The sequence below is a fragment of the Ensifer adhaerens genome, from assembly GCF_001270265.1.
Classification (GTDB): Bacteria; Pseudomonadota; Alphaproteobacteria; order Rhizobiales; family Rhizobiaceae; genus Ensifer; species Ensifer adhaerens_B.
In genome coordinates this window covers 138088-163711 of record NZ_LGAP01000011.1, presented here as the reverse complement: position 1 = coordinate 163711, position 25624 = coordinate 138088, and the positions used below count along the sequence as shown (strand labels likewise).

The 25624-nt window shown below is 60.6% G+C and carries 21 protein-coding genes and 1 pseudogene; 13 read left to right on the top strand and 9 right to left on the bottom strand.

What is annotated here, in order from left to right; all coding sequences use genetic code 11:
• Positions 1–53 precede the first annotated feature (53 nt).
• Positions 54–1070 carry a LacI family DNA-binding transcriptional regulator gene (locus tag AC244_RS17980; protein WP_053250184.1) on the bottom strand — a complete coding sequence of 339 codons (1017 nt, stop codon included), beginning with the start codon at positions 1068–1070 and terminating at the stop codon, positions 54–56.
• Positions 1071–1207: 137 nt separating this feature from the next.
• Here AC244_RS17980 and AC244_RS17975 point away from each other — a divergent pair, with 137 nt between their 5' ends.
• The 6 genes from AC244_RS17975 to AC244_RS17950 all read left to right on the top strand — a co-directional run bounded on the left by AC244_RS17975 (position 1208) and on the right by AC244_RS17950 (position 7545).
• A complete protein-coding gene (locus AC244_RS17975) occupies positions 1208–2242 on the top strand; it encodes a Gfo/Idh/MocA family protein (protein ID WP_082366900.1) in 1035 nt (344 codons plus the stop codon).
• 9 nt (positions 2243–2251) lie between these two features.
• Entirely contained in the window at positions 2252–3154 is a 903-nt protein-coding gene (locus AC244_RS17970) for a sugar phosphate isomerase/epimerase family protein (protein WP_053250182.1), read from the top strand.
• Between the two features lie 59 nt (positions 3155–3213).
• Positions 3214–4446 (top strand): ABC transporter substrate-binding protein, encoded by a 1233-nt coding sequence (locus AC244_RS17965; RefSeq protein ID WP_053250181.1) that lies wholly within the window; start codon positions 3214–3216, stop codon positions 4444–4446.
• A gap of 302 nt (positions 4447–4748) precedes the next feature.
• Positions 4749–5651, top strand: coding sequence for a carbohydrate ABC transporter permease (locus AC244_RS17960; RefSeq protein WP_053250218.1), 903 nt, complete (start codon positions 4749–4751; stop codon positions 5649–5651).
• Positions 5648–6475, top strand: coding sequence for a carbohydrate ABC transporter permease (locus AC244_RS17955; RefSeq protein WP_053250180.1), 828 nt, complete (start codon positions 5648–5650; stop codon positions 6473–6475). The genes AC244_RS17960 and AC244_RS17955 overlap by 4 nt, the downstream gene beginning before the upstream one ends.
• The gene (locus AC244_RS17950; protein ID WP_053250179.1) at positions 6472–7545 is read left to right on the top strand and encodes an ABC transporter ATP-binding protein; all 1074 of its coding nucleotides are present in this window, start codon (positions 6472–6474) and stop codon (positions 7543–7545) included. Before AC244_RS17955 ends, AC244_RS17950 begins: the two co-directional genes overlap by 4 nt.
• Positions 7546–7866: 321 nt before the next feature.
• Here AC244_RS17950 and AC244_RS17945 read toward each other — a convergent pair whose 3' ends face one another.
• Positions 7867–8895 carry a LacI family DNA-binding transcriptional regulator gene (locus AC244_RS17945; RefSeq protein ID WP_053250178.1) on the bottom strand — a complete coding sequence of 343 codons (1029 nt, stop codon included), beginning with the start codon at positions 8893–8895 and terminating at the stop codon, positions 7867–7869.
• A gap of 166 nt (positions 8896–9061) precedes the next feature.
• On the opposite strand from AC244_RS17945, the gene AC244_RS17940 reads away from it, so the two are divergent.
• The 5 genes from AC244_RS17940 to AC244_RS17920 all read left to right on the top strand — a co-directional run bounded on the left by AC244_RS17940 (position 9062) and on the right by AC244_RS17920 (position 15357).
• The gene (locus AC244_RS17940; RefSeq protein ID WP_053250177.1) at positions 9062–10588 is read left to right on the top strand and encodes a sugar ABC transporter ATP-binding protein; all 1527 of its coding nucleotides are present in this window, start codon (positions 9062–9064) and stop codon (positions 10586–10588) included.
• A gap of 76 nt (positions 10589–10664) precedes the next feature.
• Complete coding sequence (locus tag AC244_RS17935) at positions 10665–11675, top strand: ABC transporter permease (RefSeq protein ID WP_053250176.1); 1011 nt, start codon at positions 10665–10667, stop codon at positions 11673–11675.
• Between the two features lie 64 nt (positions 11676–11739).
• Entirely contained in the window at positions 11740–12693 is a 954-nt protein-coding gene (locus AC244_RS17930) for a substrate-binding domain-containing protein (RefSeq protein WP_053250175.1), read from the top strand.
• Between the two features lie 207 nt (positions 12694–12900).
• Entirely contained in the window at positions 12901–13953 is a 1053-nt protein-coding gene (locus AC244_RS17925; RefSeq protein ID WP_053250174.1) for a sugar phosphate isomerase/epimerase family protein, read from the top strand.
• 222 nt (positions 13954–14175) lie between these two features.
• The gene (locus tag AC244_RS17920; RefSeq protein WP_053250173.1) at positions 14176–15357 is read left to right on the top strand and encodes a Gfo/Idh/MocA family protein; all 1182 of its coding nucleotides are present in this window, start codon (positions 14176–14178) and stop codon (positions 15355–15357) included.
• A gap of 30 nt (positions 15358–15387) precedes the next feature.
• Here the strand turns inward: AC244_RS17920 and AC244_RS17915 are convergent, their stop codons facing one another.
• Both AC244_RS17915 and AC244_RS17910 read right to left on the bottom strand, forming a co-directional pair.
• The gene (locus AC244_RS17915; protein ID WP_234716966.1) at positions 15388–16113 is read right to left on the bottom strand and encodes a PDDEXK nuclease domain-containing protein; all 726 of its coding nucleotides are present in this window, start codon (positions 16111–16113) and stop codon (positions 15388–15390) included.
• Positions 16114–16402: 289 nt separating this feature from the next.
• Positions 16403–17056 carry a hydrolase gene (locus tag AC244_RS17910; RefSeq protein ID WP_053250172.1) on the bottom strand — a complete coding sequence of 218 codons (654 nt, stop codon included), beginning with the start codon at positions 17054–17056 and terminating at the stop codon, positions 16403–16405.
• 154 nt (positions 17057–17210) lie between these two features.
• Here AC244_RS17910 and AC244_RS17905 point away from each other — a divergent pair, with 154 nt between their 5' ends.
• Positions 17211–18104, top strand: coding sequence for a LysR family transcriptional regulator (locus AC244_RS17905; protein WP_053250171.1), 894 nt, complete (start codon positions 17211–17213; stop codon positions 18102–18104).
• 166 nt (positions 18105–18270) lie between these two features.
• Here AC244_RS17905 and AC244_RS17900 read toward each other — a convergent pair whose 3' ends face one another.
• Both AC244_RS17900 and AC244_RS17890 read right to left on the bottom strand, forming a co-directional pair.
• The gene (locus AC244_RS17900; RefSeq protein WP_053250217.1) at positions 18271–18867 is read right to left on the bottom strand and encodes a GNAT family N-acetyltransferase; all 597 of its coding nucleotides are present in this window, start codon (positions 18865–18867) and stop codon (positions 18271–18273) included.
• Positions 18868–19417: 550 nt separating this feature from the next.
• Entirely contained in the window at positions 19418–21574 is a 2157-nt protein-coding gene (locus tag AC244_RS17890) for a hypothetical protein (RefSeq protein ID WP_053250169.1), read from the bottom strand.
• Positions 21575–21973: 399 nt separating this feature from the next.
• Here AC244_RS17890 and AC244_RS38150 point away from each other — a divergent pair.
• Positions 21974–22178: pseudogene (locus AC244_RS38150) on the top strand (LysR family transcriptional regulator); the annotation flags it as partial.
• Positions 22179–22417: 239 nt separating this feature from the next.
• On the opposite strand, the gene purU reads toward AC244_RS38150, so the two are convergent.
• From purU to glyA, 3 genes are all read right to left on the bottom strand, one after another.
• The gene (purU, locus tag AC244_RS17885) at positions 22418–23314 is read right to left on the bottom strand and encodes a formyltetrahydrofolate deformylase (protein WP_053250168.1); all 897 of its coding nucleotides are present in this window, start codon (positions 23312–23314) and stop codon (positions 22418–22420) included.
• Entirely contained in the window at positions 23311–24225 is a 915-nt protein-coding gene (gene folD / locus AC244_RS17880; protein WP_053250167.1) for a bifunctional methylenetetrahydrofolate dehydrogenase/methenyltetrahydrofolate cyclohydrolase FolD, read from the bottom strand. The genes purU and folD overlap by 4 nt, the downstream gene beginning before the upstream one ends.
• 82 nt (positions 24226–24307) lie before the next feature.
• On the bottom strand, positions 24308–25585 hold the full coding sequence (gene glyA / locus AC244_RS17875; RefSeq protein WP_053250166.1) for a serine hydroxymethyltransferase: 1278 nt from the start codon (positions 25583–25585) through the stop codon (positions 24308–24310).
• Between the last annotated feature and the right edge of the window lie 39 nt (positions 25586–25624).

Here is a 25624-nt window from a genome sequence, read left to right as displayed (position 1 = left end):
ATCTTCAAAAAAACCAGTTCTCGGGGCTGCTGATTGGACATATCGAATGTTGCTCAATCGCTTTCGCCCGGAACGAGAGCCATGGGCCAGAGCAGTCGCGCATGTCTCGCCGGGTAGATGTCGGCAAAAGCCGGCATGGTCGCGAGCAGGGATTCGGCAAGTGCAATCCCGAGGTCGCGTAGCGACAGGCTGAATGACGTCAGGCGGGGCGATAGGAATTGCGAATGCGGACTTTGGCGACCGATGATCGCCATGTCTCGCCCGGGTTTTATTCCGGCTTCCACCAGCCCGCGATAAAGGCCGACGGTGATCGCTTCGTTGATGAGCACGATTGCCGTCGGACGGGTCTCAAGCGCGCTCAGTTCGCGGGCGATTAGGTACCCTCCCGCCTCGTTTGGGGTTGAACGAAAAATGTGACGCTCATCGAGGCGAAGCCCGTGTCGGGCAAGGGTCGCCCGGCATTGATCCTCAAACACATAGCCCAGGTTCATGTCGTCATGCGGTCGCGTAAGGGCGATGTGCTTGTGACCGCGGGCAACGAGCCGATCGATGGACGCCTCGGCCATGCCCTCGAAATCCAGATCGAGCCAGGGCTGACCGACATCGGTCAGGCTTCGCCCCAGTGTGATGAACGGGATCTTGCGCTTGGCCAACAGTTCGAAGCGGGCGTCGTGGCGTCTCGTTGCCGAAAGGATGATGCCGTCGGCAAATCCACGTGCAACGACGCGTTTCAAATAGTCGTTCGGATCCTCCTGCGAGGAGCAGAGCAGGGCGACCAGATCGAGCTTGTGACGAGCAAAGACGGTCTGTACACCGTCGAAGACGCTCATGAAGAAGGTGTCGCCCTGGCCGGTGATTTCGGATCCGGTCTGCATCATGAAACCGATGACGCCCGTCGTACCCTTCCTCAGCGCACGGCCCGATTGGTTGGCGACATAGCCGAGCGATTCCGCCGCCTCAAGCACCCTTTTTCGCGTCTCTTCGTTGACGTCGGGCTTGCCGTTCAGCGCGCGGGAGACCGTGCCGATCGAGATATCGAGGTGTTCGGCAAGTTGGCGAATCCCCTTCATTTTTCCGCGTTCCTCCCCAGACCCGCGACTGGTCATTTTCACACCTCTTGACACAAAAACCCCTTGCCGCATAGTATCGTAAACGTTTACGGAAGCCAATTGAGGAGTTGCGGCTTTCGTTTTCTGGAGGAAATCACGTGAGACACAGGGCCGTTTTGTGTGGGTGCGGAGCTATGGCCAAAGGCTGGCTGAAGGCTCTGACGGAGAGCGACTTTCTCAGGGAGAAGGTGGAGGTCGTGGGCCTCGTCGATCTCGATCAGGCGACGGCGCAAGCGCTCGCCGCCGAGTTCAAGCTTCACGACATCATCATCGGTACAGACCTGCCGACAGTCCTTCGCCAGAGCAAGGCCGATCTGTTGTTTGACGTGGTCGTTCCGGCCGCGCGGCGCGCGGTCGTGGCAGCCGGTCTGGCGCATGGTTGTCACGTGCTCAGCGAAAAACCGATGGCCGCCACGCTCGATGAGGCGCGCGAACTGCGCCGGCTCGCAGCCGACGCTTCACGTGTGCATGCGATCGTCCAGAATCGACGTTTCATCGACGGTGTCCGTCGTATCCGCCGCCTCATTCAGTCCGGCAGCCTTGGCGAACTGACGGCGTTGCATTGTGATTTCTTCCTCGGCCCGCACTTCGGCGGCTTCCGCGAGCAGATGGACAACGTTCTGCTGCTCGACATGGCCATCCACACTTTCGATGCCGCGCGCTTCATGTCAGGCAAGGATCCTCTTGCCGTCTATTGTCACGAATACAATCCGCAAGGCTCCTGGTATCGCCACGGCGCTGCGGCCAATGCGATCTTTGAATTTTCCGACAATGTCGCCTTCACTTATCGCGGATCCTGGTGTGCGCAAGGCGCCAACACCAGCTGGGAAAGCACGTGGCGCATTACCGGTTCAAAGGGCACTTTGCTTTGGGATGGCGGCGAGCTCTTCGAGGCCAATGTCGTCACGGGTCGCGAGGGTTTCCTGCGGGCGGTCGAGCCGATCGTGGTGCCCGAGGCCGAGGACCGGGCTGACACGAACGGTCATGCGAGCGTCATCGAGCGTTTCATCAGTGCGGTCGATGCGGGAACCGTGCCGGAGACGGACGGCAGCGACAACATCAAGAGCCTTGCCATGGTCTTCGGCGCGATCGACAGCGCTCGTAATGGCAAACGCGTCACCATTGCAGCCTAGGAGCCCATCTTGACGAACCCTGCAAAATCCATCCGCATCGGCACCATGATTTCGGCCACCAAGGGCGGCGCCGACAAACGCATCGACCAGATTGCCGGAATGGGCTTCGAGAGCTTTGAACCGTTCTTCTGGCAGACGACCAATGGCCAGGATCTTGCCGAACTTGGCAAACGTTGCGTCGAGGCGATCGGCGACCGCGACATCACCATCTCGACGCTCGGCATGTTCGGGAACCCGCTTGAGACGACCGCGATCGACGAACAGACATTGCAGGGCTGGCGAGACTGCATCGACAATGCCCACCATTTCGGCGCTACATGCGTTGCGGGTTTCACCGGTCGCATCCGCGGCAAGCCGTTGACCGACAGCTTGCCGCGTTACAGGGAAATCTGGTCCGAGCTGGCAAAACGCGCCGCCGACAAGGGTGTGAAGATCGCCTTCGAAAACTGCGCCATGGACGGGAACTGGCAGACCGGCGACTGGAACATTGCCCACAATCCGGATGCCTGGGAACTGATCTTCAACGAGACGCCGGACGACCACATCGGGCTCGAGTGGGAGCCCTGCCATCAGATGGTCTATCTGATCGACCCGCTGCCACAGATCCGCAAATGGGCGAAAAAGATCTTCCACGTGCACGGCAAGGACGCTTCCATCCGCTGGGACGTCATCCGCGAACACGGCATCTTCGGCAAGGAGAAATTCGTCTTCATGCGCACGCCGGGTTTCGGCGACACCAATTGGACCGACGTGATTTCCGAGCTTCGGCTGGCCGGCTGGTCAGGCTCGATCGACATCGAGGGCTGGCACGATCCGGTCTACCGCGACGCATTGGAGATGACCGGCCAGGTCCATGGCCTGAACTATCTCAAGACTTGCCGGGGCGGCGACTTCGTCACCGATCCGGTCTGAGACGTGCATATCGGCCGGCATGGAGGATGCCGGCTGCGGGATAACCAAAGGAGGAGAAAATGGCTATCCGCGGATCCGCAATCCTGGGCGCTCTCGCCCTTGCAGGTGTCTCTTTGTTCGGTCTCTCGGCCAAGGCCGATGACGTCACGATCAGCGTCTGGTCGCTCGATCGCGACATCCAGCCGGCGCCGAACTTGATAGCGGACTTCAACAAGCTGAACACCGGCATCAAGGTCGAATATCGCCAGATCCAGTTCGACGATGTCGTCAGCGAGGCGATGCGAGCCTATTCGACCGGCCAAGCGCCGGATATCATCGCCATCGATAATCCCGAACATGCGCTGTTTTCGTCGCGCGGCGCCTTCCTTGATCTCACAGATATGATCGCCAAGTCGACGGTGGTGAAGACGTCGAACTACTTCCCCGGGCCGCTCGCTTCCACCATGTGGGACGGCAAGAACTACGGCCTGCCGAAGGCAACCAACACGATTGCACTCTATTACAACAAGGACATGTTCAAGGCGAAGGGCCTTGATCCAGACAAACCACCCCAGAGCTGGGACGAATTGGTCGATGCGGCTCGCAAGCTGACGGATCCTGCAGCCAACGTCTATGGTCTCGCCTTCTCGGCCAAGGCCAATGAAGAGGGGACTTTCCAGTTCCTGCCCTGGGCACAGATGGCTGGCGGTAGCTACGAGCACATCAATTCTGACGGCGCGGTCAAGGCGCTCGACGTGTGGAAGACGATCATCACCGAGAAGCTGGCCTCGCCGGATACGTTGACGCGCGGTCAATGGGATTCGACCGGCACCTTCAATTCAGGCAACGCCGCCATGGCGATCTCGGGGCCATGGGAGCTAGACCGCATGGTGACCGAAGCGAAGTTTGATTGGGGCGTGGCACTGCTGCCGGTCCCCGAAGTTGGGGCTGAGCGTTCTTCGGCTATGGGCGACTTCAACTGGGCGATTTTCTCCAATACGCAACATCCGGCCGAGGCGTTCAAGGTGCTCGAATATTTCGCATCCCAGGACAACCGTATGTTCAAGGACTTCGGCCAACTGCCGGCCCGCTCCGACATCGCCATTCCTGAAACCGGCGTGCCGCTCAAGGACGCGGCCCTCAAGGTCTTCAACGAGCAGCTCAAATACGCAAAGCCGCGCGGTCCGCACCCGGAATGGCCGAAGATTTCCAAGGCGATCCAGGACGCCATTCAGGCAGCCTTGACCGGGCAGATGGCGCCGAAGGAAGCGCTCGACCAGGCGGCTGAAAAGATAAAGGCGGTGCTTGGCTAAAGCATTTCCAGGAGAAGTGCGAAGCGATTTTCCGTCAGGAGATGCGTGAACAAAGAGCTAGAGCGGTTCTGCGACCCTGTCTAAACCGGAGACGCTCTAGACCATTTGAAGGGGCGAAGCGCTTCTGGCTTTCCTTGAAGCGCGTTCGCAGCCTTGCCATGAAGGGCGCTCCATCGCACGCAGACGTTGGAGCGGAAAACCAGGAAGTCATGCCGGCTGTCGGCACCAGTCCGGTCGTTCTAGTTTGCAGGTCGAGACGCTTGCCGCCGATGTCGGCTGCGACCTCGGCGGCGGAGGAGCTCATGAAACGATTTTTATCCAGCATGATCGACGGTCGCGGCTTCGATATCGGTCTTGTCAGCCTGCCGCTTGCGTTCCTGCTCACTCTGTCCGGGCTGCCGCTACTCTACAACATCGTCATGAGCTTCCAGGAAGTCGACATGTTCAGCCTCGGCAGCTTCTGGCGCCCCTTCGTCGGCCTCAAGAATTACCGGGATCTGTTCGCCCAGCCGGAAACATGGCCGATCCTCGCTAACACAGCGACCTTCGTCATCGCCTCGATCGCCGGACAGTTTCTCGTCGGCTTTGGCCTGGCGTTGTTCTTCTGGACGAATTTTCCGGGCGCATCGTGGCTGCGTGGTCTGTTCCTGGTGTCGTGGGTGATGCCGGGTCTCGTCGTTGGCGCGATCTGGAACTGGATCCTCTCCGGCGACTTCGGCGTGCTCAACTTCATCCTGCGAGAATCCGGTCTCATCGCTGGCAATATCTTCTGGCGCTCGGACCCCGGCTTTTCCCTCTGGGCCGTGATCATCGCCAATATCTGGCTCGGCACTTCGTTCAACATGATCCTGATGTCCGTTGGTCTGTCGGCCATTCCGCGGGATCTTTATGAGGCATCCGAGCTGGACGGCGCCAATGTGTGGCAACGATTCTGGACGATCACGCTGCCGATGATGCGTTCGTCCATCGGCGCGATCATCGCGCTGGGGCTCATTTTCACACTGCAACAGTTCGATCTTTTCGCGGCAATCACCTCGGGAGGGCCGAACAATGCGTCGAACGTCACGCAATATTGGGCCTGGGACCTCTCTTTCCGACAATACGACTTCGCAAAGGGCGCAACCATTTCCGTGATCATGATCGTCTTCGTGATGGTCGCCTCGGTCGTATACGTGCGCTCTACACGGCATGAGGTGCGCGGATGAATACCGTATCCCGTGACCGGCTGATGCTGGTAATCGCAATTGTTCTCGCCGGTATCTATCTGTTCCCGCTCTACTGGATGTACATCACCACGATCAAATCCGGTTCGGAGATGTTCGCCACCCCGCCGACCTTCTGGCCGACCAATCCCCAATGGCAAATCTTCGGCGACGTCTGGCAAAGCCGGAACATGGGCCGATACATCTGGAATTCTCTGGTCATCGCCTGCGGAGCGGTCATCGTCATCACCGTGCTCGGGGTCGGTTGCGCCTACGTGCTCGCGCGCTATCGCAACATCTGGGTCGATATCGGGCTTTTCCTCATTCTCATGTTGCAGGTGCTTCCGGCATCGCTGATGGTAACGCCGATCTTCGTGGGTTTCTCCCAGATCGGGCTGCTCAACTATCCCCGGCTTGCGGTGATCCTGGCGATAGCGGCGAAAAGCATGCCGTTCTTCGTCGTGCTGGTGCGGGCGACCTTCATGAGTGTGCCGCAGGAATTGGAGGAGGCAGCCCTTGTCGACGGCAATTCGCGCGTCGGCGCTTTCTTCAACATCATCCTGCCGCTGGCGCGCAACGGTATCCTCGTCAGCGCCATCCTGATCTTCATGCAGGCCTTTGGCGAGTTCGTCTATTCGAAATCGATGATCCAGGCTGTCGAGCTGCAACCGGCAAGTGTTGGGTTGAATTCCTTCATGGGCCCGAACACCAATGAGTGGAACAACATCATGGCCTACGCGGCGATCTACGTGACCCCGATCCTCGCCATCTTCGTCCTCCTGCAACGCCGCATCGTCTCTGGCCTTACCTCGGGAGCGCTCAAATGACCGCCCAGATCGAACTGACGAACGTCAACAAGTATTATGGTGCCTATCACGCGCTGAAGGACATCGAGCTTTCGATCCGCAAGGGTAGCTTCACTGCGCTCGTCGGCCCTTCCGGTTGCGGGAAGTCGACGCTGCTGCGGTCGCTGGCCGGGCTGGAGAGCATATCCTCCGGCACCTTGAGGATTGCCGGCGAGGTCATGAACGCCGTACCACCGCGCAAGCGCGATGTGGCGATGGTGTTCCAGTCATACGCGCTCTATCCGCACATGACGGTCGAGGAAAACCTGACCTACAGCCTGCGCATCAGGGGTGTTGCCAAGACCGAACGCAAGAAGGCTGCGAACGAAGTCGCCGCGGTGACCGGGCTTACGCACCTGCTCGGGCGCTATCCGCGGGAGCTTTCCGGCGGCCAGCGACAGCGCGTGGCTATGAGCCGGGCGATTATCCGTCATCCCAAGGCATTCCTGTTCGACGAGCCGCTTTCCAATCTCGATGCCGCACTTCGCGTTCATATGCGCAAAGAAATCCGCGCGTTGCACGACCGATTGGGTGCTACGTCGGTCTATGTCACCCATGACCAGGTCGAAGCTATGACGATGGCGGACCACGTCGTCATCATGCGCGATGGCGTCATCGAACAACAGGGCAGTCCACTTGAGCTCTATGACCAGCCGGGCAACAAGTTCGTCGCCGGGTTCATCGGGTCCCCGGCCATGAATTTCTTGCCTGCGGTGGGTGGTCAGGATGGACGCTCGATCATTCTGGACCTCGGTGTCAAACAAGCGATCGTCCTCGATCGGGAGGTGCAGCCGGGGCAGGCCTTGATCGTTGGCTTGCGTCCGGAGCATATCGAACTTGCTGCGGCGGATGAGGGTGTTCTCTCGGCGCAAGTGGCGCTGGTCGAATCGACCGGGGCAACATGCTTCCTGACGATGGCAACAACGCCAGAGCTTTCGGTGGTCTTCAATGGCCGATCGGAGGCAAGAGCCGGCGACAGGGTCGGACTGAACTTTGCACCCGGCAGTATTCATCTTTTCGACGCCAATACCGAACGGCGTCTGCCCGACTAAGGGCAGACGCCGTTCGGTCGGGGGCGGACAGATATCTGCCGGGCGAAGCGAGTCCCACCCGCGCGCCACGCCTCACCGCGTTTTCTGACGGCTGCAAGCGGAGAGCTTGCAGCGAGGGGTATCTTCGGTCTCGCTTTCAGTTGCTAGCACCCGCGTCGGGTTGGGGATCCTCCATGATCAAAATCAGATCATCGAGTCGACAGTTATCCGACCTGGCGATATGTGGCGGATGGGACACGTTCCACAGCACAGAGGCGGGTTCGGCTGACACCGCCTGACGAGACTGCCTCAGCGACCATCACCCCGTCGGCACGGATAAGATCAGCGTTTTTTCCCGTCAGGCGGAGGGCCAACGGAGTTGCGTACGACCAGGTCGGGTCTCAGCAGGATCTCGGTTTCGGGGGCAGCACGGTCCGAAAGCATATCGAGGAGCAACGCCATCGCATGCTTGCCGATTGCGGTGCGTGGCTGGCGGACCGTGGTCAGGGAAGGGGTCATGAAGCTTGCTTGCGGGACGTCATCGAAACCGGTCACTGAAAAGTCGTCCGGTATTTCGTAGCCACGCGCCTTGAGGCCAAGCGTGACACCAAGCGCGGTCTGATCATTGACACACATGAAGGCTGTCGGAAGATCGTCGCGCATGAAGAGTTGCTCCAGCGCCAGTCGGCCGCTTTCAACTGTCCCATCGCCGTCCAGGACCATCTGGCGATTCAAGGGGATGCCGGCTGCGGCAAGTCCCGCCTCGTACCCCAAGCGGCGCCGGCCATAGGCAAGACGCGTGTTGGAGTCGCCGATGAATGCGATCCGGCGGTGGCCTTCGGAAATGAGCAGATCGACGGCCTTGCGTGCGCCTTCGACATCATCAACCCCGACATAGGGAATGCCCCCGTTGAAAACGGGTTCGAACACGCCGACACTGGGAGGCAGGCTGGCCGTCGCGGCCTGATGGCCGAAGGGAAGGATGCCGGTGAACAGGATCAGCCCGGCGGCCTGGTAGGAATTGAAGAACTTCAGATACTCCAATCCGCGTTGCGCATCGTTCTGGGTATGGCCGATCAGCACGCCGTAGCCGTGAGCGCGCGCTTCGTTTTCAAGGCCGACCAGAATGCTGGAAAAATTCGGGTCGCCGATGTCGGGCGCGACCACCAGGATCATGTTCGAGCGCCCCAGCCGCAGGCTGCGCGCCATCGCGTTGGTGGTGTAGCCCGTCAGCGCAATAGCCTGGTTGACTTTCAGCCGCGTGGATTTGGCAACCTTCTCCGGCATGTGAATGGCCCGCGAAACAGTCGCGATCGACACTTCGGCGATCCGGGCGACGTCTTCGATGGTTGCAGGCGTGGAATTGGACACTCGGTTGGCCTCGGGCTTTGTTGCGAGGACACTACACAGACTTGCTCGACGATCAAACGCCGCGAGCCAAAAAAATTGTCAATCGATGATGATGTAAACCTTTACAGTGGCCAGTGTAAAGGTTTACATCACTGGAAAATGCGGTGGAGGCCGCGGGGAGGGGAATATGAACACGGAGGTCGTCGACGACGCTCCCGTCGTGCTGTCCGCACGCCGCATCAGCAAGTCGTTCAGCGGTGTGCAGGTGCTGTTCAGCGTCGATTTCGAGCTACGCCAGGGCGAGATCCACGCGTTGATGGGCGAGAACGGCGCCGGCAAATCCACGCTTGTCAAGATTCTCTCCGGTTTCGAACAGCCGACCTCGGGCGAGATACTGCTCGACGGCAAGTCGGTGAAGCTGCCGCCCAATGGGGCCGCCGAAGCGCTCGGCATCGTCATCATCCATCAGGAATTCAATCTGGCCGAACATCTCACGGTCACCGAGAGCCTTTTTCTCGGCCGCGAGGTAACCCGTTTCGGGGTGCTCGACCGCAAGTTCATGCGTGCGGAAACGCGCCGTGTTCTCGATCTTCTCGGCTCTCATGTCGACGAGAACGCGGTGATCGGCTCTTTGTCGATTGCCGAAAAACAGATGGTCGAGATTGCCAAGGCCATTAGTCGTGACGCGCGGGTCGTCTTCATGGACGAACCGACGGCCGTGCTCTCGCGCGAGGAAACGAACTTCCTGTTCCGGCTGGTGCGCAAGCTGCGCGACAAGGGTACGAGCTTCGTCTTCGTGTCGCACAAGCTCGATGAGGTCATGGAATTGACCGACCGCGTGACGGTGCTACGCGACGGCCAATGGATCAAGACGGCGCCCACCTCGGTGCTCGACGGCGAGGCAATCGCTCAGCTCATGGTCGGCCGCGAGCTGTCGAGCCTCTATCCCGCAAAAAGCGAACCCGATGTCGACGAGGAGGTCGTGCTCAGGGTCGCATCCGTGTCGACAGGCTATGTCCGTGATGCGAGCTTCGAGGTCCGCCGCGGCGAGATCCTCGGCTTTTCGGGAATGATCGGGTCCGGCCGGACGGAGTTGATGGAGGCGATTGTCGGGCTGCGCTCGCGCCTGGCAGGCGAGGTGCTCGTTCGCGGCCAGCCTGTGCCATCCGGTGACGTCCATGCGATAAACAAGGCAGGTCTCGCCTACATGACCAAGGACCGGAAGGCCAAGGGGTTGTTGCTCAATACCGGGATGATGGCGAACCTGACGCTGCAGTCGCTCGGCCGCCATAGCCGCATTGGGTATCTCGATCCGGGAAGCGAGGAAGCGGCTCTCGTCAAGGCGCGCCGCCGCTTCGACATCCGCGTCAGGGATGACAAGATCGTCGCCGGGCGCATGTCCGGTGGCAACCAGCAGAAGTTGCTTCTCGCCAAGGTCATGGAAACCGACCCTGGTATCATCATCATCGATGAGCCGACGCGCGGCATTGACGTCGGCACCAAGCAGCAGATCTATCACTTCATTTCGGCACTCGCCCGCGACGGCCGCTCGATCATCGTCGTCTCGTCAGAGATGCCAGAGATCATCGGCCTGTGCAGTCGCGTGGTGGTCATGCGTGAAGGTCATATCGCCGGCATCCTCGAGGGGGACGAGATCTCGGAGCAGGAGATCATGCGCTACGCCGCCGGCCTGAAGAGGAAAACGGCGGCTTGAGGCCGCACTGGGGCCGGCTGCACAGGCGGCGAGAGCATTGAGATTCCCGACAGATGGGGTGGAGGTTCGATTGGATATGAGCGTGAACCAAGAAGGCAGCCAGGAGGCGATCCGCCGCCGCAACTGGCGTGACATTGATCTGAGGGCCGTAGCGCCGTTCGTTGCGCTGGCGCTGCTGCTGCTTGTCGGGGCGCTGGTCAATCCCAACTTCATCAGCATTAACAACCTCGCCAATGTCGCCACCCGCAGCGCCTTCATCGCCATCATCGCGGTCGGCGCGACCTTCGTGATTTCGTCGGGGGACCTCGATCTTTCCGTCGGCGCCATGGTCGCCTTCATCGCCAGCCTGATGATACTCTTCATGAACTCCGGCGTGATCGCCGATCCGGTGCTCATGCTCCTGGCGGCGATCCTCTTCACCGTCGTCGCCGGTGCGCTCTGCGGTCTAACCAACGGCCTGATCACGACGGCCGGCAAGATCGAGCCCTTCATCGCGACGCTCGGCACCATGGGCATCTATCGCGGTTTGACGACCTGGCTTTCGCAGGGCGGAGCGATCACGCTCAAGGAGCCGCAGCTCCAGGAGATCTATCGCCCCGCCTATTTCGGCACGATCTTCGGCGTACCGGTACCGATTATCGTCATCCTTTCCGTGACCGCCGTCGCCGCGTTCATTCTCTACCGCACCCGCTACGGACGGCACGTCGTCGCCGTCGGCTCCAATCGTGACGTTGCGCGATACTCCGGCATTTTCGTCAATCGCGTTCGCACAGTCGCCTTCGTGATCCAGGGGCTGTGCGTCGCCGCAGCCGTGCTGCTCTACGTGCCGCGCCTCGGCTCGACCTCGGCGACCACGGGCATTCTGTGGGAATTGCAGGCGATCACCGCCGTCGTCGTCGGCGGCACGGCGCTGAAAGGTGGCGCTGGTCGCGTCTGGGGCACCATCTGCGGTGCGTTCATCCTCGAGCTGGTCGGCAACATCATGCTGCTGTCCAACTTCATCAGCGAATACCTGATCGGCGCCATCCAGGGTGCGATCATCATCATTGCGATGCTCGTCCAGCGCTCGCTGGTGCGCAAATCGTGAGACAGCCGGGTCCACAGGTCTCCCGGCCTGCAACAGGCTGACCTGTTTTTTTGGGAGGAACTTAATGCGTAGCAAGCTATTCGGCCTGACCCTCGCGGCGATGACCGCCCTCGCTGGCGTGTCGCACGCGCAGGAGGAGAAGAAAGTGACGATCGGCGTGTCGATCCCGGCGGCCGATCACGGCTGGACGGCCGGCGTGGTCTTCCATGCCGAGCGGATCGCCAAGATCCTGATGGAGCGCAATCCGGGCCTTAACGTCATCGTCAAGACCTCGCCCGATCCGGCGAGCCAGGCCAACGCCGTTCAGGACCTCGAGACGCAGGGCATCGACGCTCTCGTCATCCTGCCGACCGATCCGGATCCGCTGGTCAACGCCATCAAGGAAGTGAAGGGCAAGGGAACCTTCGTCGCCCTGGTCGACCGTGCGCCGAGCGTCAACGACAACTCCGTACGCGATCTCTATGTTGCCGGCAATAACCCGGCCCTCGGTCAGGTCGCTGGCGAGTACATCAAGGCAACGACACCGGACGCTGAAGTCGTCGTCATCCGAGGCCTGCCGATCCCGATCGACCAGCAGCGCCAGGACGGTTTTGACAAGGGCATCGAGGGCTCGAACGTCAAGGTTCTCGACCGCCAGTACGGCAACTGGAATCGCGACGATGCCTTCAAGGTCATGCAGGACTATCTGACCAAGTACCCGAAGATCGATGTCGTCTGGTGCCAGGACGACGACATGGCTGTCGGCGTGCTGCAGGCCATCGAGCAGGCAAAGCGCACCGACATCCAGTATGTCGTTGCCGGCGCCGGCTCGAAGGAAATGATCAAGAAGGTCATGGACGGCGACAAGATGATCCCGGTCGACGTGCTCTACCCGCCGGCGATGGTCGGTACCGCGCTCGAGATGACGGTGGCCAACTTCTACGGCCAGGTTCCGGTTCGCGGCGTTTACACGATCGACGCCACCCTCGTGACCAAGGACAATGCGAAGGACTTCTACTTCGCAGATTCGCCATTCTGATCCAGAGTTGAGGCAAAGGCGGCCCGCAGAGTTGGCGTGGGCCGCCTCGACCTGTCGAATTCAATCCGCACGCGCTTTCCACAAAGCGGCGCATGAGGGCCAAGATCGGCCATCCTGACATTTCCGGTCCCGTCGTCCTGCGCCCATGGAGGGCATCGCAGGCGTCCTTCGGTTGTCCGGGACCTTTTCAACGGAAGGAGACGAGACATGAAGACGATCAAGGGGCCAGGGCTCTTTCTTGCGCAATTTGCCGGCGATGCGGCGCCATTCAACTCCTGGGATGCGATCACCAAATGGGCGGCGGACTGCGGCTACAAGGGCGTGCAGGTGCCGAGCTGGGACGCACGGCTGATCGACCTGAAGAAAGCGGCGACCTCCAAGGCCTATTGCGATGAATTTGCCGGCACCGCCCGCGACAATGGCGTCGAGGTGACGGAGCTTTCCACCCACCTGCAGGGCCAGCTCGTGGCCGTCCACCCGGCGTATGATGAAGCCTTCGATGGTTTCGCAGCGCCGGAGGTGCGCGGCAATCCTGGCGCGCGCCAGGCCTGGGCGGTGGAACAGGTGAAGCTGGCGCTGACGGCGTCGAAGAACCTCGGGCTTGATGCGATGGCGAGCTTTTCCGGGGCGCTCGCCTGGCCCTTCGTCTATCCCTGGCCGCAGCGGCCGGCCGGTCTCGTCGAGACCGCGTTCGACGAGCTGGCGAAGCGCTGGAAGCCGATTCTCGATCATGCCGAGGAAAACGGCGTCGACATCTGCTACGAGATCCATCCCGGCGAGGACCTGCACGACGGCATCACCTACGAGATGTTCCTTGAGCGCACCGGCAACCACGCCCGCGCCTGCATGCTCTACGACCCGTCGCACTACGTGCTGCAGTGCCTCGACTATCTCGACAACATCGACATCTACAAGGATCGCATCCGCATGTTCCACGTCAAGGATGCGGAGTTCAACCCGACCGGGCGCCAGGGCGTCTATGGCGGCTATCAGGGCTGGGTGAACCGCGCTGGGCGCTTCCGTTCGCTCGGCGACGGCCAAGTCGATTTCGGCGCGGTGTTTTCCAAGATGGCCGCCAATGACTTTGCTGGCTGGGCAGTGGTCGAGTGGGAGTGCGCACTAAAGCATCCCGAGGATGGCGCGCGCGAAGGTGCCGACTTCGTCAAGCACCACATCATCCGCGTCACCGAGAAGGCCTTCGACGATTTCGCCGGCGCGGGCACGGACGAGGCGGCCAACCGGCGCATGCTGGGTATCTGACTAATCTGCCCCTCACCCTAACCCTCTCCCCGCAGGCGGGGAGAGGGGACGCGGACTATCGCTGGCCACTGAGTATCGTGGCTACTGGTGCGAGCGGGTGCAGCAAGTTCCTTCTCCCCGCATGCGGGGAGAAGGGGCCGGCAGGCGGATGAGGGGCAGCCTCCACAATACGGCAGCCTCACGACAGAACACGACGATGGAACGATACGAGGAGACAAGACGATGGCAATCGAAGGAACGAGCGAGAAGCGCGAGCGACGCATCCGGCTGGGCATGGTCGGCGGCGGCTCGGGCGCGTTCATCGGCGCGGTGCACCGCATCGCCGCGAGGCTCGACGATCACTACGAGCTCGTGGCCGGCGCGCTGTCGTCGACACCGGAGAAGGCCGAAAGCTCCGGCCGCGAACTCGGGCTTGATCCGTCGCGGGTCTATTCCGATTTCAAGCAGATGGCGATCCGCGAGGCCAAGCTGAAGGACGGCATCGAGGCGGTGGCGATCGTCACCCCCAACCATGTGCACTATGCCGCGGCAAAAGAGTTTTTGAAGCGCGGCATCCATGTGATCTGCGACAAGCCGCTGACCTCGACGCTGGCGGACGCGAAGAAGCTGAAGAAGGCGGCCGACGACAGTGACGCGCTGTTCGTGCTCACCCACAACTACACCGGCTATCCGATGGTGCGGCAGGCGCGTGAGATGATCGCCAATGGCGAGATCGGCGCGGTGCGTCTGGTGCAGATGGAATATCCGCAGGACTGGCTGACGGAGAACATCGAGCAGTCCGGCCAGAAGCAGGCGGCATGGCGCACCGATCCGGCACGCTCCGGTGCCGGCGGCTCGACCGGCGACATCGGCACTCACGCTTATAATCTCGGCGCCTTTGTCTCGGGTCTGGAACTGGAGGAGCTTTCGGCCGATCTCGACAGCTTCGTTGAAGGCCGCCAGCTCGACGACAATGCCCATGTGATGATGCGCTTCAAGGCGAAGGACGGCGAGCGCGCCAAGGGGCTCTTGTGGTGCAGCCAGGTGGCGCCCGGCCACGAGAACGGCTTGATGGTGCGCGTCTACGGCACCAAGGGCGGACTGGAATGGACGCAGAAGGACCCGAACTATCTGTGGTACACGCCGTTCGGCGAGCCGAAGCGGTTGCTCACCCGCGCTGGCGCCGGATCGGGGCCCGCTGCCGCCCGAGTCAGCCGCATTCCGTCCGGCCATCCCGAAGGCTATCTCGAGGGCTTTGCCAATATCTATACCGAAGCCGCGCGAGCGATCTTTGCCAAACGCCGCGGCGAGACCATCGATCCGGCCGTCACCTATCCGACCATCGACGACGGTATGAAGGGCATGATGTTCGTCGATGCCTGCGTGCAGTCGTCAAAACGAAATGGTGCCTGGGTAACGGTGTGACGATGCCCAGGGTGTACAGGTCGCACGCCGTCAGCTGGAGGGGCCGCGCTTACCGACGAATGCAAATCCTTTGCCGAGCTCCAAAATCAAAGAGCGTAGGTGCTCGAGGAGTCCTTGCTCGAGTTCGCGCTCGGACATCGCCGGACCGAGGGCAAGAAAATCGAAGCTGTAGGGATCTTTGATCAGTTCCTGCGCCAAGTCTGACTGAGGTGCAGGTAATGTCCTACCAAAGTTGGTCAGCGCCTTCCCCTGCCGCCGGTACAGACCGCTTTCGATCTGATGCACGAGAACGTTGCGGCTCCATCCATGTTCTATGGCTTGGCGAGCATACCATAGCCTCTCCTCATCACTTTTCAGGGCATCTACGAGTTTGACGTTATGGCCCCAAGGCAATTGTGCAACAAGCTGTTGCACGGTTTGTTCGTCGGGAAATGCCTCAGCAAAGGCGCGCATATATTTGAGGTTTCGTGGCGAACCCGTCATCTCAGGGAAATCGCGCCGAAGATCCAGGGCAAGCCGATCGATGATTCTGGTGCCCCATCCCTCGGCGGTTTGGCGTGCCAAAATCTCGCGGCCGATGCTCCAGTAGAGCAGTATGAGTTCACGGTTGACAGCGACGGCCGCCTTCAGACGAGCTGAGCGGATTCGCTCCTTAAGCTCGGCAAGCAGAGAGGCGTATTGGTCGCCGTCAGATGAAGGAATGGGTGTAGTCATGCGACGACTGCAGGCGCGCGTCAGCGGTTCGGTTCCGTTCAAGACCCCAATCATCCTCGATGAGGTAGGCCATCTGATGATAGAAGCTCGCCCGAAGCGAGATCGGGGAGGATGCCCGCTGAAATCCGACGCTAAAGCAATGTGCCAGGTCGGCCTAAGGGCCGCTTGGCTTCCGACCCGCATTTTGACGAAAGCAGCGCGGCAGGTGGTCGTTGATCGATCATGCTGGCCACTGGCATCCGCGCATGGGCGGCCTTCGTATCAAGAGGGGATGACGAGGATCGATAAAACGGTGAGTTTTACCTCAATGGTCCCGTCATCCCCGCCCAGATCAGCCCGCGGTGCTTGGCACCGGCGTGTTAAGCAGCTGCTGCTCCCACAGATACGCGATGCCGCTGCCAGCCGCATGCTGCCCGAGCACTTCTGTCATCTTGCCCGCAGTTTCGATACGAGCCCAGTCGCGCTGCCACTCGGATGCCAGCGCCAGCCAGGTCATCATGTTCGCGCCGGCCGCAATCATGCGCTGGATGGCCACCTCGTGGGCCTCGACCGACGTGCCGCCCGACGCGTCGGTGATGACCGTGACATCCCAACCTTCGCCGAGGGCCTGGATTACCGGCATCGCGACGCAGATCTCGGTCCACAGGCCGGCTATGATCAACTGCTTGCGGCCCGTCGCCTTGACCGCATCCACAACCTTCTGGTCCTCCCAGGTGTTGATGAACGTCCGGTCGATCACCTCCTGGCCGGGAAAGACATCGGTAATCTGCGGGAAGAGGAGACCGCCCCTCGCCGCGACCACGCTCGTCAGGATGGTGGGGACGCCGAAGAGCTTGGCAGCCTTCGCCAGGGCGGTCGAATTGTTGACCACCGCCTGCGGATCGTGGCTGTTCAGGTTCGCGAGCTGGTAGGGCTGGTGGTCGATCAGAACGAGTACCGAGTCTTTGGGACGAAGAAGCGAAGCAAGGCCATTACGAAAGGTCATGAAGGGATCCTCTGCTGACGTTTGTGTGAGTTTGGTTCGACGAAAGACTTGCGCTGACAGCCGCGCCGCCTCCGTACCGGACACTGTCATTCCCCATCGCGATACGGTAGTGCTCGCCTCTGCCATGCTGTGTCGCGCAACGGGGAACGCCAAAATGGACATCGAAGAGCTGCAGACATTCGTCGAGGTCGCCAATGCCGGAGGCGTTTCGCCCGCCGCGCGCCGGCTCGGCGTCTCCAAGTCGATCGTCAGCCGGCGGCTCGCCCGGCTCGAAGCGGACCTCGGCGTCCAGCTTCTGGCACGTACGACCCGCGGCGCTGCTCTCACCGAGGCCGGGATCACTTTTCGGGATCATGCGGCGAGAGTCTGTGCCGAGATCGACATCGCCAGGGAAACGATCCTGCCCGCCGGTGACCTTCGCGGCCGCCTGAGAGTGGCCGTGCCGCTGTCTTTCGGCCCGACCCACTTCGCGCCCGTGCTCGCGGACATGGCCCAACGCCACCCGCAGCTCCAGATCCAAACCGCCTATAGCGATCGCTTCGTCGATCTCATCGCCGAGGGCTTCGATTGCGCGATCCGCGTCGGCTATCTGCAGGATTCCAACCTGATCGCAAGGCGCGTCGGGCCGATCTACGGGAAGCTGGTCGCAAGCGCCGACTATATCAAGAAGTATGGGTCTCCCGAAAAGCCGGAGGATCTCGCCACCCACGAGGCCCTTATGCAGGGAACGGAGGCCTGGCAATTCATGGATGGAGAGGAGATTGTCACGGTCTACCCGCGGGGGCGCTTCAAGGCCGACAACGCCATGGCTCTCCTTGCCGCGGCTTTGAAAGGGCTAGGCATCGCCTGGATCCCCGATGGCGTCATCGATGATCATGTCGCCTCCGGCGCGCTGGTTCCGGTCATGACACGCCATCCGCCCCCTCCGGCAGGCGTTTATGTCATTCGCCCGCCGGGTCAGCATCCGGCGCGGAAGGTGCGTGTGCTGACCGACATGCTGATCGGCTGTTTCCAACAAGCGCATGACCCTGCGGACGAAGATCGCTGAGGCCCGAGTGGCGGGAAGCCCCGACCGGTCTCGCTAGATTTCAAGTCACGCGAAGAAATAGGCGGCTTGTTGGTTCACATCCGTTCAAGGCGGGGGATGCGCAGTCGGCTTCCGCTGCGTTGCAGCGGCAAGGGCCGATCCTCTCGAACGGGGGTGGAAAGCGGACTTAGCAGTGATCCACTAGACTAAGCGGCTTAGTCAGAAGCACCCAGTGCTCTGTATAGGTTTCCCAGCCTTCCTTCACACAGGGGAGTGCTGCGACTTCTTCGTAGCCATGTCGCTCATATAGTCGTCTTGCACCTGCATTATTGTTGGCGACGATGACACTCATCCGCCGCAGCTCCCCATCCCGAGCTATTTGTTCTGCCAGATTGAGTAGGCGTGAACCAAGTCCTTGCCCTCGGTATTCGGGGTAGCAGGCCAACACATTGACATACCAGCTTTCGAGGGCCTTGTTCTCCAGTTCTTGAAGCGGCCGGAACAGGGCGGGGAAGTCATCGCCAATTGGCTTGGGCTCCGAGCCGATCGGATAGCCAGTCAGGCTTGCCACGGCACCGTCTCCAAAGTCCACAACCACGATTTGGCCCTCGCGCACCCTTTCTGTTTGCCGAGCGCGGCCAACCTCCCAAGGATCCTGACCGTCCTTTGCAAGTCCCTCCCAAATGTACAGGGGCAGACCCTCGCCAGCGAAGTTGACGAGATCAGCCAATTCCCTTGCATCTGCTTCGCTTGCAAATCGTAGCGGTGGCTCAAGCCGAATCATTTGCGTCTCCGGGAAGTCTAGGGCGGACAATTTCTCAAAAGAGATCCGTCGAAGGAGGCCAGGTGATCTGCAATTCTTCGATCCAACCGCCTTCATGGCAAAAATGAAACATACATCGCTTGGGGCGGTCAAGTTAACGGTCGCTTGTCGGGTCAGACCTGCTAGCAGTCCCCGCAACATCCCTCCGTTGAGCAGACCGTTCTCAAGGCAAGCGGGGACAAGAGAGGTCTGCTTTGGGTCGGAGGAGCCATTCTTCTCGAGCCCTGTGCACGGCTTCTTGCGAGGATGTACCTTTGGTACGTCGAAAATCGCATAATGTATCGACTGCAACAGCACGCCAAGGTTGACGTTTTCGCGGTCGTGTTCTCAGGACAGCATTTCGAGACCGTGCTTTCGCACGATCGAAAGCAGCTTCAGTGCTGGTATCCGATCTTCACCAATCCGAACCAAGCCTGCCTCTCGTTGCAAGCGGGCCAATCATATGCGACATCATTTCAGGTGAACAAGCAGGCAGAGGCAAGTCGGGCTCCGTTCGGAGCCCGTTGTTCCTCTATTGCGCGGTAGCGCCGAGATCGACCTTGTCGAGAAGAAGGGCGGGATGCTCTGCGGCTCCGACCAGTTCAAGCGCACTGATGCCGGCGGCGTCCTTGGCCTTGACCGTCAGGGTAAAGGTTCCCGGCTTGGTGATGAACTGAGAAAGGGCCATGGCTGCCTCCTGCAGTTTCGGTTGAGTGGACGCAAACTGCTGCAGACCCGCGGTCGTCATCATCACAAGAATTCCGCGCACGCTGTCTTCGGTCAGGCCGTTCTCATCGGCATAGAGCTTGATGCCCTTGGCCATGATCCCCTTGTCCTCGATCTTGAGCTTCGCCTCCCGGGCCGTGAGGCCGAAGAGTGCCATCTGAGAGGCGGTCATGTCGCCGGAGAAGAAGTCCGTGGTGACACCGCCCATGATCCCGGAGAAGGAAAGGCTGCCCATGTCCTTGCCGCTCAAGGAAATCTCCTTGATGACAAGGTTCTCCTTCGGCTCGTCCCAGGCCAGTTCCACGTTGGAAGAAAAGACTAGATTGTCAAAACCCAGCTGGCGCAGCGCCTTGGAGCCTTCGTCTTTGGCGTCCGACGGAACGGGCACGCTGAGGTCCTGATAGGCGATGCGGACTTGCGTCGGGATTCCGTTGCGGGGCTTGGTCAGTGCCACCTCATAGCTGTCCAGTGTGAACCGTATGCGCTCAGGGACGGAAGGCATGGTAGCTTGGTCCACCGGTGCCTCGTCCAATGGAGCGTCCAGGTCGTCTGCCCCATTCGACGGATCCGCGTCGGGCAATGCCTCGTCGCTTGCAGATGGGGCTGGGTCAGTGCCGGTTGCGCCTTGTTCTTCCTCGCCGGCTTCGCTGCCCGGCACAGTTGCTGTCTCCCCAGGCATGTCGATGTCCAAGCCCTTCAACCGGATCGTGCCGAATTCCGGCATGAGCGTTGTGAGGGGGAAGTCTTCGAGTTGCTCTTCATTCAACTCTGCCAGCTTCGTCAGCGCTTCCATGGTCGGTTCCCAGGAGAAACCCCTGATGCTCGCTTCTGAGAACTTGGCGTAGTCGGCGCCTTCGCCGATGAAAACGCCGTGCATGGCACCGTCGAAGGTATGGCCTTCGAGCTGAACCGCCATCTTGTCGATGGCCAGTTTAATTGTCTTGCTCTCGCCGCCGTCATCCTCTTCGGAGATCTGCGTCTTGAGACCGAGCATCTCGATGTCGCCCTTGCCGATGATGTCGGCGAGCGAAAGGACGCGTTTGAAAAATGCCTGACGCTCGGCAGGCGGCAGTGTGTCCAGATCGAACGATTGCAGTTTCTCAAGTGTTTCGAGAAGTGGTTCGGTCGGCATGCGGACGCTCAAGCCGCTGCTGCGCAGCTCGTCGTAGCTGAAATGCGACGTGCCGTGCGATAGCACGATATTCTTGACCGAGATCGGGCCGTAGAGTGGTTTGGGTTCCTTGTCGTCAGGACCGGCCTTTTCCCCGTATATCCGGACGAGATAGGCGGCGTCAAAATCCTTGCCGCTCATGGCGCCCATGGAGCCGTTCATTTCCTCCCGCTTCGGTGCGCCTTCTCCATTCGGGATGTCCAGCTTCAAACCGAAGCTCGCCCCGCTTGCGGAATAGCGTGCCACGCGACCGCTGGCGATATCCTCCAAAGCAACATTCTTGTAGACGGTCTTCTGTTCGGAGCCGGCGACCAACTGGCTGACCGTAACCTCCGGTGCCAGGACACGCTTCGCCGCAAAACGTTCAATGCGTTTCAGCGGCGTCACGTCGGCTTGATCGCCGGTCTTCGCCCGGGCGTCTGTGCCGAAATTGGGCTCCTCGACGCTCGCCTGCGGAACGGAAATCTTGCCCATCGCCAGATCGAGCTCGATACCCTTGAGCGCGAACCCGCCTTTCAGGAAGGAAATCGTGGGTCGCCCGTCGATCGCAGCGACGCGCGCGCTGGCGCCGCTGGCGACGGGAATTGTAACGTCACGCATATGAATGCGCCCGAGAAAGCCCGCTTCACCCGACCCTGCCTTGCCCCCGCCCTCGAAAAGAAATCTAGCGGCTGCCTGTGGGAGAATGAACTCGCCGGCGGTTGCCCCCGCCGTTGCGAGGGGGATTACCGCCACGGTGGCCAAAAGCGCTTTGCGACCGCCCCGGCCGGTTCCAATTTCTGCTTGCGGCACGATTTCTGTCCTTCCCCCAAACAAGACTGACAACGAATCCTTGCGTGCCGTGTGACTAATGAGCCGCTTCGCTTTATGCAAGTTTTGCGAGAATTAATCCGCTGGGGGAATCCTAGTTGAAAAGCCTTGTGGCGTTCGGACCCTTGCCCAGATCAGTCCGTTGAAACGCTGAAGCGGTCCAGCCGTTCGTGATTTTGGTCGTCGCGCCCCGACTGTTATGAAAGGATTGCACAATGTATTCATCGGAACCGTTTGCCCTTCCGCCTTGCGACGGCTTCGCCGCCCCAGATGGCGGCACTAGTCCCTAGGTTTATGTAGGAGAAGTTGCACACCGATGTAGTCGCCGTTTGTGATTTCGATGTCGTGTGCAGCGAACGCGGCCTTGATCTTCTCCTTTGTGACACCTTCTCACTGGTGTCGCTTGTCTCGGCCGGTCTTGGCGTTGGCTGGGCGCCGGAACGGACGCTGGACCTACCCAACCGCAATTTCGAGGGGCGTCGACTTTCGCATTGGGCTCGGTGTCGCCTGGTCAAAGGATGACCCGACGGCCGCGAGAGACGACATCATCGATATCGCGCGGTCGCTGGTCAGGGCGGGCAGGTGAGCATCTGGGGTTGATGTCGGCGACAACGGTGTCGGATGCCCACCCGTCAGCGGCATTGTAAATCCAGATCGACATCTGATTGTGAAGCCGCAGACGCATCGAACGTGGGAGTTGGTAGGCGGATGTCACGGCGATTATCCCGGCTCCGAGAACTGCGACTTTCACGCTCGCACCTGTGGTCAACCAGGAAACCTGGACCAGACTTCAGGACGCTTTGAATTACTGCGGTTGGATCGACGTCAGCCCATGCGTTCCGAAGCATAAGAGCCCGGAGATGGTGGGAAGACGACGGTCTTGTTCCCGTTGATGAAGACGCGCCCGTGGATGTGGGCGTGGATGGCGCGCGCCAGAACCTGGCTCTCCACGTCGCGGCCCAGGCTCACGTAGTCGTCTGCGTTCTGGGCGTGGGTCACCCGAACGGTGTCTTGCTCGATGATCGGGCCTTCGTCGAGGTCGGCGGTTACGTAATGCGAAGTCGCACCGATCAACTTCACGCCGCGCTCAAACGCTTGCTTGTAGGGGTTGGCACCCTTGAAGCTGGGCAGGAACGAATGATGGATATTGATGATCCTGCCGGACATTTTCTTGCACATTTCGTCGGATAGGACCTGCATGTAGCGCGCAAGAACGATCAGTTCAGCGCCGCTGTCCTCGACGATCTTCATCTGCGCCACTTCGGCGACCGGCTTGTTCTCCTTCGTCACTTTGATGCAGTGGAACGGAATGTCATGGTTTACGACGACGCGCTGGTAGTCCATGTGATTTGAGATGACGCCGACGAGGTCGATCGGCAGCGCGCCGATCCGCCACCGATAAAGAAGGTCGTTCAGGCAGTGACCGAAGCGCGATACCATCAGGATCACCTTCTTCTTCGCGGTCTCGTCGAAGAACTCGGCATTCGCCTCGTACTTGGCGGCGATCGCTGAAAAGCCATCACGAAGTTCTTCAAGCGAGCGGCCCTCTTCGGACTGGAAGCTGATGCGCATGAAGTAGCGGCCCGTATCCCCGTCGTCGAACTGGGCGCTGTCGGAAATGTTGCATCCGTTTTGCGAAAGGTAGGACGCGATGGCTGCGGTAACTCCGCGGATCGATGGGCAGGCGACGCGCAAGGCGTAGCGAAGCTTGCTGCTGGTCATGGTCGATTCCGTTCGTTTGTATAGGCCGCGAGGTCATGCTGGCGGCGGAAGGCTGTTACGGTATTGGACAGAAGGCAGGCGATCGTCATCGGGCCGACGCCGCCCGGTACGGGGGTGATGGCGGCAGCATGATCCGCCTCGGTGTAGGCGACGTCGCCCACGATCCGGGATTTTCCGTCCTCCAGGACGCGATTGATGCCGACGTCGATCACCACTGCTCCCGGCTTGATCCAGTCACCGCGCACGAGACCCGGCCGGCCGACGGCCACAACGATGATATCCGCCGTCCGGCAGAGGTCCGGGGTATTCCGGGTCTTGGAATGAGCGACTGTCACCGTGCAGTTGGCGTTCATCAGCATCTGCGCCATGGGCTTGCCGACGATATTGGACTTGCCGACTACCACGGCGTTCAGGCCAGAAAGGTCTTCGCCGAGGCGATCTTTGAGGAGCATCATGCAGCCCAGCGGGGTGCACGGTACGAGCGCGGACTGACCCGTCGCGAGACGCCCGGCGTTTGAGATGTGAAAGCCGTCGACGTCCTTGTCAGGGTTGATCGCCTGGATGACCGCGGTCGGATCGAGGTGCTGCGGCAGGGGCAGTTGGACAAGAATGCCGTGGACATCGGGATGGTTGTTCAGACCGTCGATCAGCGCCATCAGATGAGACTGCGAAATGTCCGCGGGCAATCTGTGCTCAAACGACCTCATTCCCGCAGCGACTGTCTGCCTGTGCTTGGAGGCGACGTAAACAGCACTTGCCGGATCGTCGCCCACGAGGACGACGGCGAGGCCCGGAACAGCACCGGTTTCGGCCTGAAGCGATGCGACGTCTGTCTTAATCTTCTCGAGCAGGCCGTTTGCGAAAGCCTTGCCGTCAATCACCTCGGCTCGTTGGAGTCTGTCCATTCCCATCTCGCTAGCTCTCCCATGTGTTGGATTTGGAGGATCGCGCCGTGTAGGCATGCACTAAGCGTCCCGGCGATATGGTCAGAGATCAGTGCCCGTAAACCGGGAACCGGCGGGTGAGGTCGGCGACAACTGCCTTGGCACCGTCAGCGACATCGTCTGCCGTGCCTGCGGCCTCTGCCTCGATCAGATCGGCGATGACCGTACCTAGCGCCTTGAACTCCTCTTCCTTGAGGCCACGCGTCGTGGCCGCGGACGTACCGAGACGCATGCCGACCCATTCTGCCGGACGCGGGCTGTCACCGGGGATCGGGTTCTTGTTCGATGTGATGTTGGCGCGAGCCAGCACGACCTCGACCCGCTTGCCGTTCAAGCCCTTGCTCGAGAGGTCGAGCAGGACGATGTGGGTGTCGGTACCGCCGGAAACGATACGGATGCCACGGTCGGCGAGTGTCTCGGCCAGAGCCTTCGCGTTGGCTTTCACCTGATGGGCGTAAACTTTGAAATCATCACGCAGGGCTTCGCCGAGGCAGATGGCTTTCGCGGCGAGAACGTTGCTGTGTAGCGATCCCTGGACACCCGGGAACACCGCAGCCTGCAGTCTCTTGAACCATTCTTCGTTGTTCGTCAGGATAAGGCCGCCACGGGGGCCGCGGAGGGTCTTCGTGGTCGTGCAGGTCACGATATCAGCGTGCGGAAACGGTGAGGGGTGCGCGCCGCCAGCAACCAAGCCAGCGATGTGAGCCATGTCGACCATGAAGTACGCGCCGACCTTTTTAGCGATCTTCGACATACGTTCGAAGTCGAGTTCGCGCGGATAGGCCGAGCCGCCCGTGATCAGAAGCTTGGGGCGCACTTCGTCCGCGATGCGCTCCATCTCATCATAGTCGATGACTTCGTTCTGGGCGTTTACGTTGTAGTTGTGCGCTTCGAACCAGCGGCCCGACAAGTTGCCCTTCATTCCGTGCGAAAGGTGTCCACCTGCTGCGAGATCGAGCGAGAGAACCTTTTCGCCCGGCTTCATCAAGAGGAAGAATACCGCCAGGTTCGCCTGGGTGCCGGAGTGCGGCTGTACGTTGGCATAGGCGCAGCCGAACAGCTCTTTGGCGCGATCGATCGCAGCCTGCTCAACGACGTCGACAAACTCACCGCCGCCGTGGAAGCGGTTGCCCGGGTATCCTTCCAGCGTCTTGTTGGTCATCTCGTGCCCGAGAGCATCGAGGACTGCGCGGCTCACGATGTTCTCGGATGCGATCAGCTCGATCTGGTTCTGCTGGCGTGCGCGTTCGCTTGCGAGCGCGTCTGCGACGAGCGGATCGCGCTCCTCGACGTTGGTTTCGAAAAAGGCTTTTGCCACGTTCTCCATGGATCCTCTCCAATGTCGGTCTTGGTTTCCTTGGAGCAG

What these genes read in the sequence shown, in the direction of transcription:
- glyA (WP_053250166.1), bottom strand. Translation starts at nt 25,585, where the DNA reads ATGGAGAACGTGGCAAAAGCCTTTTTCGAAACCAACGTCGAGGAGCGC.
- AC244_RS17935 (WP_053250176.1), top strand. Translation starts at nt 10,665, where the DNA reads ATGAGCGTGAACCAAGAAGGCAGCCAGGAGGCGATCCGCCGCCGCAAC.
- AC244_RS17930 (WP_053250175.1), top strand. Translation starts at nt 11,740, where the DNA reads ATGCGTAGCAAGCTATTCGGCCTGACCCTCGCGGCGATGACCGCCCTC.
- AC244_RS17910 (WP_053250172.1), bottom strand. Translation starts at nt 17,056, where the DNA reads ATGACCTTTCGTAATGGCCTTGCTTCGCTTCTTCGTCCCAAAGACTCG.
- AC244_RS17940 (WP_053250177.1), top strand. Translation starts at nt 9,062, where the DNA reads ATGAACACGGAGGTCGTCGACGACGCTCCCGTCGTGCTGTCCGCACGC.
- AC244_RS17900 (WP_053250217.1), bottom strand. Translation starts at nt 18,867, where the DNA reads ATGATTCGGCTTGAGCCACCGCTACGATTTGCAAGCGAAGCAGATGCA.
- AC244_RS17920 (WP_053250173.1), top strand. Translation starts at nt 14,176, where the DNA reads ATGGCAATCGAAGGAACGAGCGAGAAGCGCGAGCGACGCATCCGGCTG.
- AC244_RS17955 (WP_053250180.1), top strand. Translation starts at nt 5,648, where the DNA reads ATGAATACCGTATCCCGTGACCGGCTGATGCTGGTAATCGCAATTGTT.
- AC244_RS17950 (WP_053250179.1), top strand. Translation starts at nt 6,472, where the DNA reads ATGACCGCCCAGATCGAACTGACGAACGTCAACAAGTATTATGGTGCC.
- AC244_RS17965 (WP_053250181.1), top strand. Translation starts at nt 3,214, where the DNA reads ATGGCTATCCGCGGATCCGCAATCCTGGGCGCTCTCGCCCTTGCAGGT.
- folD (WP_053250167.1), bottom strand. Translation starts at nt 24,225, where the DNA reads ATGGGAATGGACAGACTCCAACGAGCCGAGGTGATTGACGGCAAGGCT.
- AC244_RS17960 (WP_053250218.1), top strand. Translation starts at nt 4,749, where the DNA reads ATGAAACGATTTTTATCCAGCATGATCGACGGTCGCGGCTTCGATATC.
- purU (WP_053250168.1), bottom strand. Translation starts at nt 23,314, where the DNA reads ATGACCAGCAGCAAGCTTCGCTACGCCTTGCGCGTCGCCTGCCCATCG.
- AC244_RS17905 (WP_053250171.1), top strand. Translation starts at nt 17,211, where the DNA reads ATGGACATCGAAGAGCTGCAGACATTCGTCGAGGTCGCCAATGCCGGA.
- AC244_RS17925 (WP_053250174.1), top strand. Translation starts at nt 12,901, where the DNA reads ATGAAGACGATCAAGGGGCCAGGGCTCTTTCTTGCGCAATTTGCCGGC.
- AC244_RS17980 (WP_053250184.1), bottom strand. Translation starts at nt 1,070, where the DNA reads ATGAAGGGGATTCGCCAACTTGCCGAACACCTCGATATCTCGATCGGC.